Origin of the sequence: Burkholderia sp. 9120 (assembly GCF_000745015.1) — a bacterium.
Lineage (GTDB): Bacteria > Pseudomonadota > Gammaproteobacteria > Burkholderiales > Burkholderiaceae > Paraburkholderia.
In genome coordinates, this window is the sequence record NZ_JQNA01000001.1 from 517038 (window position 1) to 531520 (window position 14483).

At 64.4% G+C, this 14483-nt stretch carries 20 protein-coding genes; all 20 read right to left on the reverse strand.

Features of this window, described 5'->3' with window-relative positions; genetic code table 11:
* Positions 1-122 precede the first annotated feature (122 nt).
* The gene (locus FA94_RS02225; RefSeq protein ID WP_231584833.1) at positions 123-491 is read right to left on the reverse strand and encodes a phage tail assembly protein; all 369 of its coding nucleotides are present in this window, start codon (positions 489-491) and stop codon (positions 123-125) included.
* A gap of 93 nt (positions 492-584) precedes the next feature.
* Complete coding sequence (locus FA94_RS02230; RefSeq protein WP_035546352.1) at positions 585-1088, reverse strand: phage major tail tube protein; 504 nt, start codon at positions 1086-1088, stop codon at positions 585-587.
* Positions 1089-1124: 36 nt separating this feature from the next.
* The gene (locus FA94_RS02235; RefSeq protein WP_035546354.1) at positions 1125-2294 is read right to left on the reverse strand and encodes a phage tail sheath subtilisin-like domain-containing protein; all 1170 of its coding nucleotides are present in this window, start codon (positions 2292-2294) and stop codon (positions 1125-1127) included.
* A 103-nt stretch (positions 2295-2397) separates the two neighbouring features.
* Positions 2398-2754 (reverse strand): hypothetical protein, encoded by a 357-nt coding sequence (locus tag FA94_RS02240; RefSeq protein WP_035546355.1) that lies wholly within the window; start codon positions 2752-2754, stop codon positions 2398-2400.
* Positions 2755-2790: 36 nt separating this feature from the next.
* On the reverse strand, positions 2791-3000 hold the full coding sequence (locus tag FA94_RS02245) for a hypothetical protein (RefSeq protein ID WP_035546356.1): 210 nt from the start codon (positions 2998-3000) through the stop codon (positions 2791-2793).
* A gap of 62 nt (positions 3001-3062) precedes the next feature.
* Positions 3063-3479 (reverse strand): XkdW family protein, encoded by a 417-nt coding sequence (locus tag FA94_RS37150; RefSeq protein WP_051980305.1) that lies wholly within the window; start codon positions 3477-3479, stop codon positions 3063-3065.
* A 24-nt stretch (positions 3480-3503) separates the two neighbouring features.
* Positions 3504-5795 (reverse strand): phage tail fiber protein, encoded by a 2292-nt coding sequence (locus tag FA94_RS37155; RefSeq protein WP_051980306.1) that lies wholly within the window; start codon positions 5793-5795, stop codon positions 3504-3506.
* A 63-nt stretch (positions 5796-5858) separates the two neighbouring features.
* Positions 5859-6413, reverse strand: coding sequence for a phage tail protein I (locus FA94_RS02260; protein ID WP_081935644.1), 555 nt, complete (start codon positions 6411-6413; stop codon positions 5859-5861).
* Positions 6413-7300, reverse strand: coding sequence for a baseplate assembly protein (locus FA94_RS02265; protein WP_035546358.1), 888 nt, complete (start codon positions 7298-7300; stop codon positions 6413-6415). The genes FA94_RS02260 and FA94_RS02265 overlap by 1 nt, the downstream gene beginning before the upstream one ends.
* Positions 7297-7629 carry a GPW/gp25 family protein gene (locus FA94_RS02270; protein ID WP_035546359.1) on the reverse strand — a complete coding sequence of 111 codons (333 nt, stop codon included), beginning with the start codon at positions 7627-7629 and terminating at the stop codon, positions 7297-7299. Before FA94_RS02270 ends, FA94_RS02265 begins: the two co-directional genes overlap by 4 nt.
* A complete protein-coding gene (locus tag FA94_RS02275) occupies positions 7629-7868 on the reverse strand; it encodes a hypothetical protein (protein ID WP_035546361.1) in 240 nt (79 codons plus the stop codon). Before FA94_RS02275 ends, FA94_RS02270 begins: the two co-directional genes overlap by 1 nt.
* Before the next feature lie 66 nt (positions 7869-7934).
* Positions 7935-8618 (reverse strand): phage baseplate assembly protein V, encoded by a 684-nt coding sequence (locus FA94_RS02280; RefSeq protein ID WP_035546363.1) that lies wholly within the window; start codon positions 8616-8618, stop codon positions 7935-7937.
* Positions 8615-9181 carry a hypothetical protein gene (locus FA94_RS02285; protein ID WP_231584876.1) on the reverse strand — a complete coding sequence of 189 codons (567 nt, stop codon included), beginning with the start codon at positions 9179-9181 and terminating at the stop codon, positions 8615-8617. Before FA94_RS02285 ends, FA94_RS02280 begins: the two co-directional genes overlap by 4 nt.
* Before the next feature lie 88 nt (positions 9182-9269).
* Positions 9270-9815 carry a phage tail protein gene (locus FA94_RS02290; protein WP_035546365.1) on the reverse strand — a complete coding sequence of 182 codons (546 nt, stop codon included), beginning with the start codon at positions 9813-9815 and terminating at the stop codon, positions 9270-9272.
* A 22-nt stretch (positions 9816-9837) separates the two neighbouring features.
* Positions 9838-10134, reverse strand: a complete 297-nt coding sequence (locus FA94_RS02295) for a head-tail joining protein (protein ID WP_035546367.1) — start codon at positions 10132-10134, stop codon at positions 9838-9840.
* 10 nt (positions 10135-10144) lie between these two features.
* The gene (locus FA94_RS02300) at positions 10145-11140 is read right to left on the reverse strand and encodes a major capsid protein (protein WP_035546369.1); all 996 of its coding nucleotides are present in this window, start codon (positions 11138-11140) and stop codon (positions 10145-10147) included.
* 66 nt (positions 11141-11206) lie between these two features.
* Positions 11207-11554, reverse strand: coding sequence for a head decoration protein (locus FA94_RS02305; RefSeq protein WP_035546371.1), 348 nt, complete (start codon positions 11552-11554; stop codon positions 11207-11209).
* A 44-nt stretch (positions 11555-11598) separates the two neighbouring features.
* The gene (locus FA94_RS02310) at positions 11599-12726 is read right to left on the reverse strand and encodes a head maturation protease, ClpP-related (RefSeq protein ID WP_035546372.1); all 1128 of its coding nucleotides are present in this window, start codon (positions 12724-12726) and stop codon (positions 11599-11601) included.
* Positions 12713-14260 carry a phage portal protein gene (locus FA94_RS02315; RefSeq protein WP_051980308.1) on the reverse strand — a complete coding sequence of 516 codons (1548 nt, stop codon included), beginning with the start codon at positions 14258-14260 and terminating at the stop codon, positions 12713-12715. Before FA94_RS02315 ends, FA94_RS02310 begins: the two co-directional genes overlap by 14 nt.
* Complete coding sequence (locus FA94_RS02320; protein WP_035546374.1) at positions 14257-14463, reverse strand: phage head-tail joining protein; 207 nt, start codon at positions 14461-14463, stop codon at positions 14257-14259. The genes FA94_RS02315 and FA94_RS02320 overlap by 4 nt, the downstream gene beginning before the upstream one ends.
* Positions 14464-14483 lie beyond the last annotated feature (20 nt).

Sequence of the window (14483 nt, forward strand, 5' to 3'; positions counted from 1 at the left end):
GTTTTCCGTAACGGCTGCTCAAGCCACCGAGCCATTCATCTAATGGCCCTCAATCGGTCAGCCACCAGATCACGTCGTCGAGAGCCATGTCGTCGACGGCAGGCGGCGGCACGAGGTACTCCTTAAGCAACCGCTTTGCGAGCGCCTTGAGCGTTCTGCTGTCCATCCGCACGAGCGGATGTGAGGCGAAAGTAGGCGTCCTGGACACGGTGATAATCACCCAGGTCCAGGCCCTCCAGATCCGTCGGCGAAACACCCGCGAGCGTCGCGAAGATCGCCAGCTCCTGCGCCTCTTCGTCGCCCGGCGCGACCTTCTGTGCGGCACGCATGTCGCGCACCTTCGGTCGGCGGAAGATCAGCGTATCGCGCAGGACACCATCGAACTCGGTCGGGTAATTCAGTCTGACGGTCACGCTGTCGATGAGACCCGATACTGCCGACGATGCCGGAGCTTCCGATACTGCCGGCGTCGTGCCTTGTGTGCTTTCCATTTATTCACTCTCCAAACAACAACGGCGGACCACGTGCAATTCGTGGCCCACCGTTCAGATTAAAGTTGCCTTGCTGCTGCGATGTCGCAACACTTACATGCCGATGGCCTTGCGGATGTCCGCGAGCTGGTCCACGCCGTTAATGATTCGCACCATGCCCAGCACGTCGATCTCGTACACCGTCGCACCGTCGATCTCGAGCTTGTAGTAGGTGAGCGACGCCGTGAATTTCGCATCGACCTTCTCCCCCGGCTTCCAGTCACCCGGATCCACTTCCGAGAGCATGCCCCGGAACGTTGCCGCCACGGCCTTCGTCGCGCCCTTCGTGTCGCGGAACGCCCCACGAAAGACACCGTTAAACGCGGTCGCATCGGCCAGTCCAAAGAACTTCAGGGCATCGCGCTCCATCGTCGACATCTGGAACCCGGCCTCGAGCCCCTCCATGCCGAGATCGACCTTGACGGGGGCATCCATGCCGCCCGCGCGATGATCGTCCGTCTTGAGTTTCAGCTTCGGCAACGTGCATTGCGTCACACGGCCGGCGAAGCCCCGGCCGTCGACGTACGCGTTAAAGTTATAGAGTGTTTCCGGGATCACGGATCACCTCGTTATAGGTTGACTTATGGGTTGGTGTTACGAGTTGGTATCGAGTACTTCGGTCAGCCACTGGTCGGTGACCTCGAAGCGGAAGTTCGGGTTTTCTGCGGGCGGCACGTCGGTGAAGCGGATATTCCAGTACACCTTGCCGTCCGCGATCTGCGAGGCGGTGTTTAGCTCCGGATCCGCATAGACCTCGAAGTTGATCACCGCCCCCTTGTTCTTGAGGTCGCGCATGAACGCCTGCAGACCCTTCGTGACATCATCGACGTAGGTGCCGGTGATACCGCGGTCGACCGCCCATTTGTGACCCGCCAGCACCGCGTCCATCACGATGTCGAGCGTGCGCACGCGCGTGACAAATTTCCACTTCGCGTCGGCCGACAGCGTGCGGTTGCCCCACAGCCGGTATCCGCCATCACGGATGATCGTCGCGATGTTCGCGTGGTTCAGCAGGTTCGCGCGACACGTCTCATCGCCATCGAGGAATTCGATCGGGCGCTTCGTACCGGTGATATCGGTGATTTCCTTGTTCGACGGCGACGCCCAGAAACCAACGTTCGCATCGGTCTGGCAGAAGAGGCCCGCTGCGAACGACGAAGCCGGCGCATCCACATCCGCGTTCGCCGTCGTGTCCCACAGCATCGCGCCCGGGTCGACCATATAGAGGCGTTTGCTGCCGAAGTTCTTCGCGTACGCAATCGCCGCCTCGTCGTCGATATTCGGCCCGTCGACGATACCGATCGCACGCAGCTTGCCCGCGAGAGAGTCCATCGCGGTCGCCACCGCCTGCGTCGACGAGAAGCCGGGCGCGAGCAGCAGCCGTGGCTGCACGTTGTATTTCGACTTCGCATCGAGCAGCGACTGCAGACCGGTGCGTGCGCCGCCGGCACTGACGCCACCGATGATGGCCGACGTGAGCGCGGGCGCCTCTCCACCGGCCGCCACGCCAGTCGCGACGACCACCGCCTTGCTCTGCGCGTAGATGGCGCGGGCGGCTTTGGCGACCGCGCTGGTTTCGCCGAATGCAGCCACCGCTTCGCGGTAACTTGTGAGTTGCACCGGCACGTTGGGCGCAGCCCGATCGGCGCCGGGCGTATAGGTGTCGACGAGGCCCACGATCGACGACGACGGCACGGCGATCGTGCGCGGGCCGCTGTCGACCAGCGACACCGTGACGCCGTGGAAAAACGATGTTGCACCCATGCGGGCTCTCCATAAAAAAGAAGCCGTCGCGGACCAGATCCGGACGGCTGTTTCGGGTGATGCAGTAATGCAGAACGGTGTCTGCGCGGCGAGCCCGGAGCAATCAGGCCGGTGCGTCGTGCGCCGCATCCGGCACGATCTGCGCGCCGGCATACAGATAGCGGTTCTGGATGCCCGGGTACAGCGTCGTATCTTCCTTGCCGTCAGCCGGTTCCGCCTGTGCGAGCAGCTGCTCGGCGTAACGGAACGGATCCGAACCCGCCTCAGGAATACCGGTGAGCATGATCGACGTCGCCATGCCGAGCGGATTCTTGCCGGCCTTGTACATCGCCTCGGTGTAGTAGCTCAACACCACCACCGAGGTGATATTCGAACTGCGGCTTACGTTGACGTTGTCGACGACGTGATACTGGGCGGGGACGCCGATCGAATCGATCACGATTTCTTTCTTGAGTGCCATGTTTGGTCTCTGTGGTTGAATGACGGACCGATGCCGTCAGGCGTTGGCCGGGGTAGCCGCGTTGGCCGCAGTGGTCTGATCGTTGGGCATGGCCTGCTGATACGCCGAAACCTGTTCGGCAATCTGCGCGTTGGCCGCTTCGATCACCGGCCGCGCGACGCGATAAGGCAGCTCGCCCAGAGCGGAAAAAACGAGTTCCATGCCGGCGGACGGCAATGTGAGGGTGAAGGCCGAGGGCACATTCATCGCGGGTACTCCAGTTCAGGATTAAAAATGTTGTTGTTGGGGATACAGCTCGACAGCACAGTTCAGGCCGGTTCGACCGGCCACTCGATGTCGAACGGAAAGCCGGGCTGCCCGGTGAGATCGCGCAACGCCTGGCGGTATCGCTCCCAGGCCGCAGCGCTTGCCCTGAACGACTCCGGCGCATCCGGCGGCACGTTGACGCGGGCGTCGCTCGCCCCCAGCAGCCGGTCACGATAGGCACGCGCGAGCAGCGTGCGATACATGCCTTCGTTCGCACTGAACTCGTGCCTGAGCGAGTCCGCATCAGGCTGGGGAATCGTGGTGCTTCGCCAGACGGCGATGAACGGCTCGCCGCACTGGCGGCCCGAACGCGCGTCAACCGGGTGCGCCACATAGAAATCGCGACCGTGTTCGAGCATCGGATATCTTTCCCGGAGGATGGTGATGAGCATGTCATGCGAGTACGTCATCTGTTCCATTTACGTTATGTCCTTTCGTCATGTCTACTGGTTGCGCAACCACGTCGCGCGGATGTAAATGCCGCCGTCGCCAACGCGTCGCAGCCCGACCATGACCCATGGGTCGCCGAGATCCGCCGTGCCTTCCGAGTGAACATTGACCGCGCCGAATTCAACGATGCCGCTCGCCCAGCGCACCTGCGCGCCCGCGCCTGCCTTGCCAGCGAGAACGGTAGACAGATAGCCGCCCCACGCAGCGCCGTAGACGTCGCCGTTTGTCGCTACCCAGGCGCCTCCGTTCGCGATCCGCACGATGCCGGCGAAAGTCACGTTGCCGCCGTTGTCCAGGGTCGCCGGGATGCTGTTGTACTCGCTGTTCACCCACTCCATGCCACCGCCACCGGGGCGTCCGCGCATGAACATGGCTGTGCCGTCGGTGCTTTTCAGGCCGATCTCGCCATACGTACCGGGCTGGGTCAGCGTCAGACGTCCGGTCAGCGTGCCGCCACTCCGGTTGAGCTTGCTGTCCGGATCGAAATTCCAGCCGCCCCATACCGTCTTGCCGTCGCTGCGCGCGATCTCGTTACGGCCGAACGACCACGCATTGGTGCGGCCGTCGATATGGAAAACGATGGACGGCTCCGAGGTGACCGTGCCCCCTTCGTACGCATCGATCGCCGCGAAATGCCGGCCGCCCCAACGCGTCCAGCGCATGCCCATGTAGGCGGCGCCGGTGTTGGGCGCATCGACCTGCAAGGCAGGAATACGTGCGGGCGTTGAATTCCAGTCCGCAAATGCACCACCGTTTTCGCCGGTCGAATGGAACACACCATTCGCACCCGTTCCCGCCTTCACGTTTGAAAGCAGCGGACGCTGGGTCGAGACAACGTCGGTACCGAAGCGCATCGTCTCGCCGCCGTTGTTCGTGATCGCGAATACACCATCGGTGACGTGAAAAAGCCCCGTATCGGGCGCACCGTCATTCGCGAAGGTCAGCGAAGGCAAAGTCACTGTGCCTCCGTCGAGGTAGATGACCTTGCCCGTGTTGAGCCTGAGGTCGCCGTTGAGCGATCCCCCTTTACCCGTATCGAGCGGGTTCAGGTTGCCCGAGTGCCAGGCATAGCTGTTTCCGATGCGGATGTTCTTCTGCGCGAAGTTCCACGCCCACTGCCCGTGGGTCGGCGAATACCAGCCAGCTTCCTGATCGTTCGCATACAGGTAGCCGTCATTGGGACCGAGCAGGATCTGGCCTTCTCCGCCGCTGCGGTTGATCGCCAGGCCGGTGTTGACGTCCGCGCCCTGACTCATGATCACGCGACCTGTGTCGCGCCGGATCATGAACGGGTTCCACAGGTAGCCGCCCTGATCGTTGAACGCCTGGATGTAGAAATCCGTGCCCGCGTTCGAACCGTTGCCGGGCTCGCCCGTCGCGTCACCGAAGATTTTCCAGCGTACGCTCGCGCCGGTCTGGATCTGGATTTCGCGCTGCGTGCCGGAGTCGCCGCGCAAGGCGAGACGTCCCGTGTTCTTCAGTGTCACCGGGCCGCCGAACGTGGTCGACGCGCCCGTCTCATCGATGTTCACCGCGCCCGTGGACAGGTTCCAGAAAAATGGCCGGAAACTGTTGTAACCGCCGTAGAGGTCACCCGCGTTCGTCTGCAGCAGATAGGCGGCGTTGCCGTCGTTGCGCAGGAATACGCCGTACGCGCCAGTGACCGCGCGGAACGCGTTGATCGAGCCCGACTGGATCTCGCCCGTAAAGCGGGCGTCGCCCCTGCCCTGCACGATGCACGAACCATCGTCATCGGCCAGCCCGAACAGCACGCGCCCGGACGGCAGCACCCGCACGCGGGTCGTGCCGCCCCCGGCCACGATGTCGACGAGGCCCGAGGCGTTTTCTGAACCGATCGACATGTGGCCGTTCGTGCGCAACCACGACACACCCGACTGGGCTGCGATCCACGCCGTGGTTTCGCCCTTGCCGAACGTCACCGGGCCCTGCAACAGCGACGCGCCCTCGACCGTCAGATCCTTCGTGGAGACGAGGCCGGCCACGCGGGGCGCGTCCCACTGTCCGGGATTCTGCTCGGGCGCACTGTTCGAACCGGCAAGAATCGCGCGATACAGCAGGCCGCCCTGCTGCACGAGCGCGTCGACCGGATAAAGCACTTTCGGGGACCACGGCGGAATGCCCGTCGCCCTTAGCCAGGCCGTCCGGTTGCCGAGCTGCTTCGCCTGCACGTTGTCGATGCCGTCCGGGCCACCCATCACCGGGTCGGACGTTTCAAACTGATAGATACCGTCTTCCCACCGCTGCACTTCCACAAGATCGGTCATGTGGTTTTACTCCTCTGTTCTGCTGTCGTTCTTACCTGCTACGGTTCTTACGGCTCGCCGGTGTCAATCACCGGCAGCGGCAGCTGCGACGTATTCGAGCTTCGCCAGCCGGCTGCGTGCGGGCGCATAACGCTCCAGCGCTGCGCGCAGGCGGGCAGCCTGCTCGTCGGTCACCGGCTGGTGCAACTTGACGATGTATTCGGCCCACGCGCTACGCGATCCGTGCAGGTAGTCGCCATTGCGCGTGATCGATCCATCGCGTCGGCGGGCAAGCCGCCCCTCGATCAGCGTCACCTCCCCGAACCCGAGCCGCCGGATCACTTCGCGCACCGCCCACGCCGTGCCCTTCTTCCGGTGGAGCTCGAGCGAACCCTTGATGAGCGAGCGCTTCGCCTCGTCCGAGTCCGCGAGTTCCCAGCCGTCGACCGCGAGCGCCCACGCAAGCCACGGCAGCCATCCGGACGGACAGCGATCCGCATCCCACAGCGTGCGAAGAATCTCCGGGTCGACGTTGGGCTCCATCACGCGGGCCAGCGCCGCTTCGAGCGGCGTCTGGTTCGCGGGCAGGAGCGGCTCGCGCAGACGTCGCGTCGGTGGCTTGCCAGTCGGATCTGACATCACGCCTCCTTCGGATTCAGTCGGATCCGCGTGCAGTTGGCGAACTGGTGTCGCTGGCATACGACGGACGCTGCGGGCGAGATCAGTTCCACGTCTTCAACGCCGGAGCCCGGCGGATGCAGCGCTCCGAAGATCGCCGACAGCGACATGCCGGTGCCGAGCCTGCGCGCCTTCGCCACGGCGAGTTCCAGCGCCTCGCGCCGGGCCTTGAGCACGACGTCCGGATCTGGACCCTCGCCGATGTACAGATCGGCTTCGATCGCGAAGTCGAGCGGGGCTGATGCGGCCGTGATTACCGTGTCATTGAGCGGGCGCACGTCTTCGGGCGAGACCGCGTTGCGCACGCGCTCGAGCAGCGCCTGATCCGGCACACCGTTGCCCTTCGCCGAGAGCAGCGTCAATCTGACCGTGCCCGCTTCGGGCTGGTCGACCGACACGTCGAGCACATCCGGCGACGCGTTCATCGCGAGCGCCACGTACGCGCCCGACGGGCCGGCCACAGTCGCCGTTTCCATCGACATCTGCGTGCGCAGTTTGAGCCGCTCGTCGCCTTCGAACACGGGCGCGACAGGCGGACTGGCGGATGGGTCACCCGGGTCGACCGTAGCGCGTTCGATATCGAAGAGCACGGCGAGGTGTTCGAGATCCGCGCCGGTCGAGAACGCGAGCATGACCGCCTTGGCCGCGTCGTTAATCCGCGCACGCAATCGCACCTCGCGGTACGCAGCGAGCTCGATCAGCTTGACGACCGGATCGGATTCGAGCGCCGCGCTCCAGTCTTCGTATATCGCCCGGAAGTGGGCGAGCTTCTCCTGATAGATATCCTCGAAATCGAGCGTATCGACCAGGTCCGGTGGATCGATCGCGGTCAGGTCAATGGTTGTCACGTACTCACCTCAAAAACAGTGTCGTCACCCGCGTAGATGCCGGCCAGGCGAAACGTCACGGCACCCCCGACCACGGACACCACCGTCACGCGCGAGAGCCTGATCCGCGGTTCCCAGCGCCCGATCGCGCGTGCGGCTTCTGCCTGCACGGCCGAGATCCAGCCGCGCGTGACCGGCAGGTCGACCATGGCGGGAATGTCACTGCCATAGTCCGGTCGCTCGCGACGCGTGCCCCGCCGCGTGGACAGGATGTCGCCGATGCTCTGGCGCAGGTGGTCGAGTCCGCGTAACGGTGCACCCGTCATTCGGTTCATGCCGGTGAGTGCCATCAGAACGTGTCGCCCGCGCGGTCACCAAGCCGCTCAAAATCGGCGTGCCGTTCGATCTCCGCGATCTGCTGCGCGAGCGTCACCGTGATCTGGCTGCTGACGACCGGCGCGGTGCTGCCGTCGGCGAACACGAACGTGCGCGAACGGAATACGCGATCGAGGAATGTCACTGGCGTCACCGGCGTCGACGTATCGACTTGCGCACGAACGTCAGCAACCACAACAGGTTCTTTCGGCATGGTGGAACTCCAATGCAAAAGCCCCGCACACTGGCGGGGCCAAAGTTACTTTAAAGCGGCGCGATATCAGGACCTGACCGGTGGACTCACCAGGTTGCCGTCGCCCTCCTCCCTGTGCCGGTGCTTTGGCAGCGACACGCCCTGCGAGGTCACCTCACCGGTGAAATGCGCCTCGCCGTCGATCTCCGAGGCCGGCCCGCCTTCGCTATTGCTGCCCGTCATGCCGCCCTGAAACGTCAGCCGCTTGACGGTCGTGCTGTTGCCGGTGAAGGTCGAGTCCGGTGCATCGACCAGCAGCTTAGGCGTGCTTTGCGTAATGCCCTGCGCGGTCAGCTCCATCTGCGTGCCACCGATGCGGAACACGATGCGCCCTCCCGCCGGCACTGAGAACACATACTCGTGTGCGTCGTGGTCGTAGTGCTCGTGCGCGCCGTCCGGATAGTCCGTTGCGGTCAGATTCGCACATTGACCGTTCGCACCGCCGTGTGTGTCGCTGTAAAAGCCGGCCAGTACGAAGCCGCCAGCAAGCATGCCCGAGGGCGCCAGCACCACGGCCTGCTCTCCGACGGACGGCGGACACCACGTCCGCACGCGCCCGGCGGAGAACGTCTTCCATGGCAGCAGTGCACTGACCCACTCGCCATTGCGGACCCGGCATCGGGGCGGATCGTATTGCACCTCGTCGATCAGGCCCGCCTGGACGATGCTCGCGATCAGCCGGTCCATCTCGCCGATGTCGTAGTCGCTCATGCACGCGTACCCAGTTCGCTGCGCTCACCGTGGAGGCCGACGTGGTACAGATCCAGACTCGCCGGATCGACATAGGCCACTTCATGTGCCGCGCCCACGTCCGGACTGATGCCCCACACCACGGTCCGCGCGTGCGATACGTCGCCCGGCGGGAATGATGGAAACGGAAACGTGGGGGCGACTACCTCGCCGGCATCGAACTCGTGTGTCCACTCGACCAGCCAGACGAGATAGGCATCCAGCTCGGGTTTGAATGGGTCGTCGCCGATCTGCACCAGCTTTGCAGGCGTAACAGGCACGCCCCATGTCTCGCCGTGCACCGCGCACGCGATGCGCGCGGCAAGCCGGCGTACTGCAAGGTCCGCATGCGGCTCAAGCGGATCCACAATCGCGCGCGCCTGGAAGCGTCCGACCAGTGAAGTCTGCCCGGTGCCCGGATCGCGTCCCGGTTCCATCTCCGAGAGTTCAACCGCGATGCTGGGTGTCGGAATCCGCTTGCCGATGCGCGGATACGCATCGATCGGCGCGATGTCCGGCAGCCGGCCGCGCAGGCCTGCGATCATCGCGTCGTGCAATACCGTGAGGATGTCGGCACGGCCGGCGTCGCTATCGATAGCAACGTCGGCAACGCCAGCCGCGTCAGCTACATCATTATTTAGTTCTGCCACGGCGCACACCTCCCAGCGCTTTCCGTATCTCATAGTTCACCTCCTGACGCAGGATCGCCATGAGGCGTTCTTCACACATCCTTGCCGCCCGCCGGAAGGCCGGGTCGCCTGTCTTCGACCAGTCCACGGTCACGACTTCGAACGGCGTGCGGGCTTTGCCCGTGCGCTGGTAAAGCGCACCATCGGGCTTCGCCTTCGTCTGCCGCCATGCGCCATCGAACGTGAAGCGCCCCGCTCGCATGCCCTTCTTCGTCTCGCGCACCGAGCCGAGCCGGTGCGCCTCGACCGGATTCAGACCGAGCCACACCTTGCCCGTATCAGCCGAGCGCATGAAAAAATAGAGGCGCTTGCTGATCGCTTTCTGCGGGATCTGCGTGCCCTTCGATACTTCCTTGCCGGTCTGGCTTTTGATCCAGGCTGCCGTCTTGCGCAACGTGCGGCGCCACGCGGCCTGCATGGCCGGTGGCGACAAGCCCTGCAGGGCCGCAGTGACTGCCCCGACATCGATCTCGACTTTCAGTGCATCCATGCAAGCGCTCCCTGTCGAAGTTTCAGCGCGGTCGCAACAGCAGAGTCGTCCAGCCCGTACCGTCAGGTTGCAGTTCGAACACGACGTATGAATCGGCACCGACTGTCGCGATGCTGCCCTCCACCACACACGCGGCCTCGGCATCGCGCACACTCACCTGCGGGTGTTCCAGCTGCGTGCGCTGCCGACCAAGATCCGGACCGAGCCATGGCGCGGCGAACATGCCGCGCACCGGCTCGCCGTCGACGGTGATATCGTCGTCGGCCAGGTCCCGCACCACCGCGTCATCCAGATCCGCGACCAGATCCCGGAACGACATGCGGCGCTCCTTAAACCGTCAGCCGGATAACAGCCTTCGGACGCGTGCACAGGTGAATTGGATTGGACTGCGCCTCGAGTTCGACGCCCTTGCCGAAGTCCATCAGTTCCTGCTTCGCGTAATACGGCAACCCGTTCGTGTTGACCGTCTCCATATAGTCGGCCGGCGCGAAGCGCGTAATGAACAGTTCCGGCACGCCTTCGGGCACGGCCCACGCCTCATCGTCGGCGACATAACCGATGTCGCCGACGCGCCCCCGATAGCGTTCGAACGTGCAGCCGCCGAACTCGAACGTGTCGCGCGCGTCGCCCCGCAGCGCCGACGCCATCGCCGTATTGAGATAGGTTTCCTTGATCGCCTTCATCACGACGAGGCGGCTCCAGAAACTGCGCCCGCACAGCACGCGAACCCCGGAAAACGGCGTGTTGCCCAGCGCGTCCTCGATCGTGTCGAGCAGATCCGCGCACTTCAGTCGAATCTCGGTGTCCGCCTTGCCCAGCTCGAAACTGATCACCGTCTGTCTGATCGCGAACCGGTCGAGCAGATCGGCCACGACCGTTTTGCCGTCTGCATCGAGAATCAGACCCTTGACCGCGCCGATGCGATGGAATTCGTGCGTTGCATCCAGCTGGCGGCGCATCTTGGCGAGACGCTTGTTGACTACCGTCTGGATCGCTTCGAGCTCGGATTCGGAGCCGAACGCACGCAGATTCTGGATCTCGTCCGCGCCAATCGTTGCGCGCTGCGGCAGGTGCACCGTATTGAACGGAATCATGTTGCGCTTGCTGCCCACGACGACCGTACCGGACGCACCACGCTGCCCGGTCGGCACCAGTGCGAGCGTGTCGCCGTCGCGCTCGATCTGCACCACGGTGGTCGTGATGCCCTCTTCCTCGAAGAGGCCAAGCGTCGCAAGCCGGGTCGGCACCTGCGGCTGTTCGTTGATGGCTGCGCTGAGCGACGACAGCGAAAACGCGTCATCATTGAGAAGGGCGATATCCGCCATGAAATGCTCCTGACTGGAAAGAAAAAAAGGAAGGACGCCGCGCCGGACAGCGCAGCGCTGCAGCGATCAGCGCACGATGACGTGGTGCGCGGCAAGGTCCTGGCGAGCCGCTGCGTCGAGCCCCGTCAGGCGCAGCGCGGTCACCTCGGCCAGTCGCACGATGCCCACCGCCGGGCGCGGTGCGTCCGAGGCCGCGAGCGGCCCGTACAGGATTGCGGTGGCGACTTCGGATCCGTCAGTTGCCGTGTTGCTGTACGGCGCGTACTCGCCCGTGCCGGTGGTACCAAGCAGTTGACCGGCGGCCAGCGCGTCGCCCTTCGCGACGACAATCTGTTCGCGGGAAATGCGGCCCGGGCCTTCGGACAGAAGAAACTCGCGGGTGAACGTGCCCTGGGTCTTGATGGTGGTGGTCATGCATGTAACTCCCTGTTAGCCCGGTTGGCCCGGACCATTGGTTATCAAAGTGACTTTGCGTGAGAACTACCCGTTGCCTTGCGGGCCGCGTAGATCGACGACGCTTTGGGACCGCCAGTGGCCACAACGGTGTCGCCGGTGACAGGCTGCCGGCTGTTCACGCGTGGCTGCGCCTGCGTCACCCGATCAAAGAGACGCGCGCGCACCTGATCGGGATTCAGCCCGTCGCCAACGAACTGCGCGGTGAGTTCCGGCAGCTTCGCCGCCATGCACAGACCGGCGATCTCCGACGCGTTACGCACCGCTGCGTCGATCGTGGCGCGATCCTTCAAACCTGTAAGCGTCACGATGCTCTCCGCACAGGCGGACAGCTTCGCCGTACGGCAGGCGCTGAAGACGTGCGCCGCGAGCACGCCGACGTCTTCCGTCACTGGTGGCTCCGGATTGGGCGGCGCAGGATCCACGGGCGGCTCTGCGACCGGATCGACAGGTGGCGTCACCTGCGACCCAGGATTGCCGACCGTTGTATCGACCGCTGCGTCGACAAGCGCCTGAACCGACGATGGCGCTGCCGCGAACCGCGCGAGCAACCCCGCCGCGCGTACGCTCGCTGAGAGCTTTACCGGCGTCTCGATTTCGTCGGCGAAACCGGCCTCTTTCGCCTCGGCCGCCGTGAACCACGTTTCCGCATCCAGCATTGCAGTGAGTTCCTCGTCGGTCTTGCCGCTCTTGTTGCGGTACGCAGCGAGAATGCCGTCTCGCGCCCGGTCCATCGAATCAGCCGTCGCGCGCAGATCCGCCGACGTACCAGCGGCCACCGTCCACGGGTTGTGGATCATGAGCATCGCGTTCTCGGGCATGACAACGCGGTCGCCCGCCATCGCGACCAGCGAGGCTGCAGACGCAGCCACGCCGTCCACACGCGTGGTCACGCGACCGGCATAACGGCGCAGCGCGTTGTAGATCGCAAAGGCGTCGAACACGTCGCCACCCGGCGAATTGATCGCCACAATGACTTCATCCGCACCCGCAGCCACTTCGTCGAGGCGTGCCACGAACGTCTTCGCGTCCGTGCCCCAGAAGCCGATCTCGTCATAGATCCGGATCTCGGCCACCGACGAGCCCTGCGCGTTCGTGAGCGCGCGGATATCCCACCACTTACGATTTTTCATCTGCTTTCCCTTTCCCTGAAACAGCGCCATCCGCTGTTACGTCACCTGCCATATCGCGTGAGCGTGGATCCGTGTCGTAACGCAGACCCAGCGCATCGGCCCGTGCGTTATCCGCCGCGTTCTCCTGATCGACCTGCTCCGGGTCCTCGCCCTGCTTGAGAATCGACGCCGAGCGGCTCGTCAGGCCCGAGCGGATCGCCAGTTTCTGTGCGTTCACGTCCTGCACCGGATGGATGTACGGCCAGCCCTGAGGCACCCAGCGCACGCGCAGGTACTCGCGGCGTGTGCGATGGAAATCGGGCATGTCCATCGCGCCCGACAGCACGCAGGCATCGACCCACCACGCCCACACCCGGCGGCAATACTGGTGAATAAAAATGTTCCACTGCACCTGCTCGACCGAACGCCGGAATTCGTTCAGCAACACGCGCAGCACGCGATCGCTGACCTCGCGCAGATCGCCGGTGAGGATTTCGTACGGCATGCCAACGGACGCCGCAGCCGCCATCAGTTGCTGTCGCATGAAGGGGCTGTAATCAGTGCCCGCACCAGGCGGCGTCGCAAAGCGCATGTCTTCGCCAGGCGCGAGTTCCTGCACGGTCCCGGGCTCAAGCGATACCACCGGCGAAAAACCGTCCGTGTCAAACGTGAGCCCCTCGCCCGTCACCGGGTCGCCAGGCAGGCCGGGCTCCGTGTCTGGCTTCACCAGAAACCCCGCAAAGAGATTGCTGATCTCCTGCCGGAACAGCACCGCGTCGTCGAAGTTGTCGAGCGAGTGCAGCCGCAGCAGCACCGTGGACAGTTCCGGCACGCCGCGCACCTGGCCCGCACGCAGCGGCTGGAAAACATGCGCGATCTCGTCCGCCGGCTCCGGTCTCGTCAGCAACGAGCCGGACGATGCCAGGTTAGCGCGGTTGTATTCGCCCGGATGGCGCCGCAGCAGGTGGTACGCCACACGCTGGTCGTCGCCATCGAACTCCACGCCGCTGACGATCTCGCCGCCACGGGGCAGCATTTCGTTTTTGTCGACCGGCAGCATGTCGGCTTCGAGCACCTGCAATTGCATCGGCACCGACAGCAATCCGTCGAGCCGACGGATCCTGCGCCTCAACAGCACCTCGCCGTCGCCAAAGAACGCACGCGCAGCGAGGGTCTGCTGTCCATAGAAGTCGAGCAGGCCATCCGCGTCCGACTCGCTCACCCAGTCGTCCCACAGCTGCTTCTGCTGTCGGCGGATCTCCGGATCCGGGTGCTGGGGGTGCGGCTGGATGCCTGTGCCGATCGTGTTGGACACGAGCCGCGAGATCGCAGTCTTCGCCCATGGATCGTTGCGGATCGCATCGCGCGCGCGGCTGCGCAGCAGCGGCAGGTTCTGCACGGCGGCCGCATTCGGCCCGGCGCGCGAGGTCTGCCACGACCGGCCGCGTGCGCCCGAAGATCCGGCCGCCTCGTAGGCCGATGCCTTCAGACGGGGCGGCATCACGAACCCACGTCGTGCGAGCGACGGATAAGCGGCCGAACCGGCGCTCTTCATCGGATCCCCTTGCCGCCGTGCCGCAGGCGGAACACGCGCGAGCGCGGATTGGCGCGATCGAGTGCGCGCACGATCTCGGTCTGCGCTTCGCGCAACTCGGCGATACTGCGATAGCGGACCTTGCGATCCGCGTACTGCACTTCCAGCTCGCCCTTTGCGATTGCCGACTGGATGCGGGCAAGATCTGCTGCGGTATAGGCCATGCGTTGCTCCAGAAAAAGAT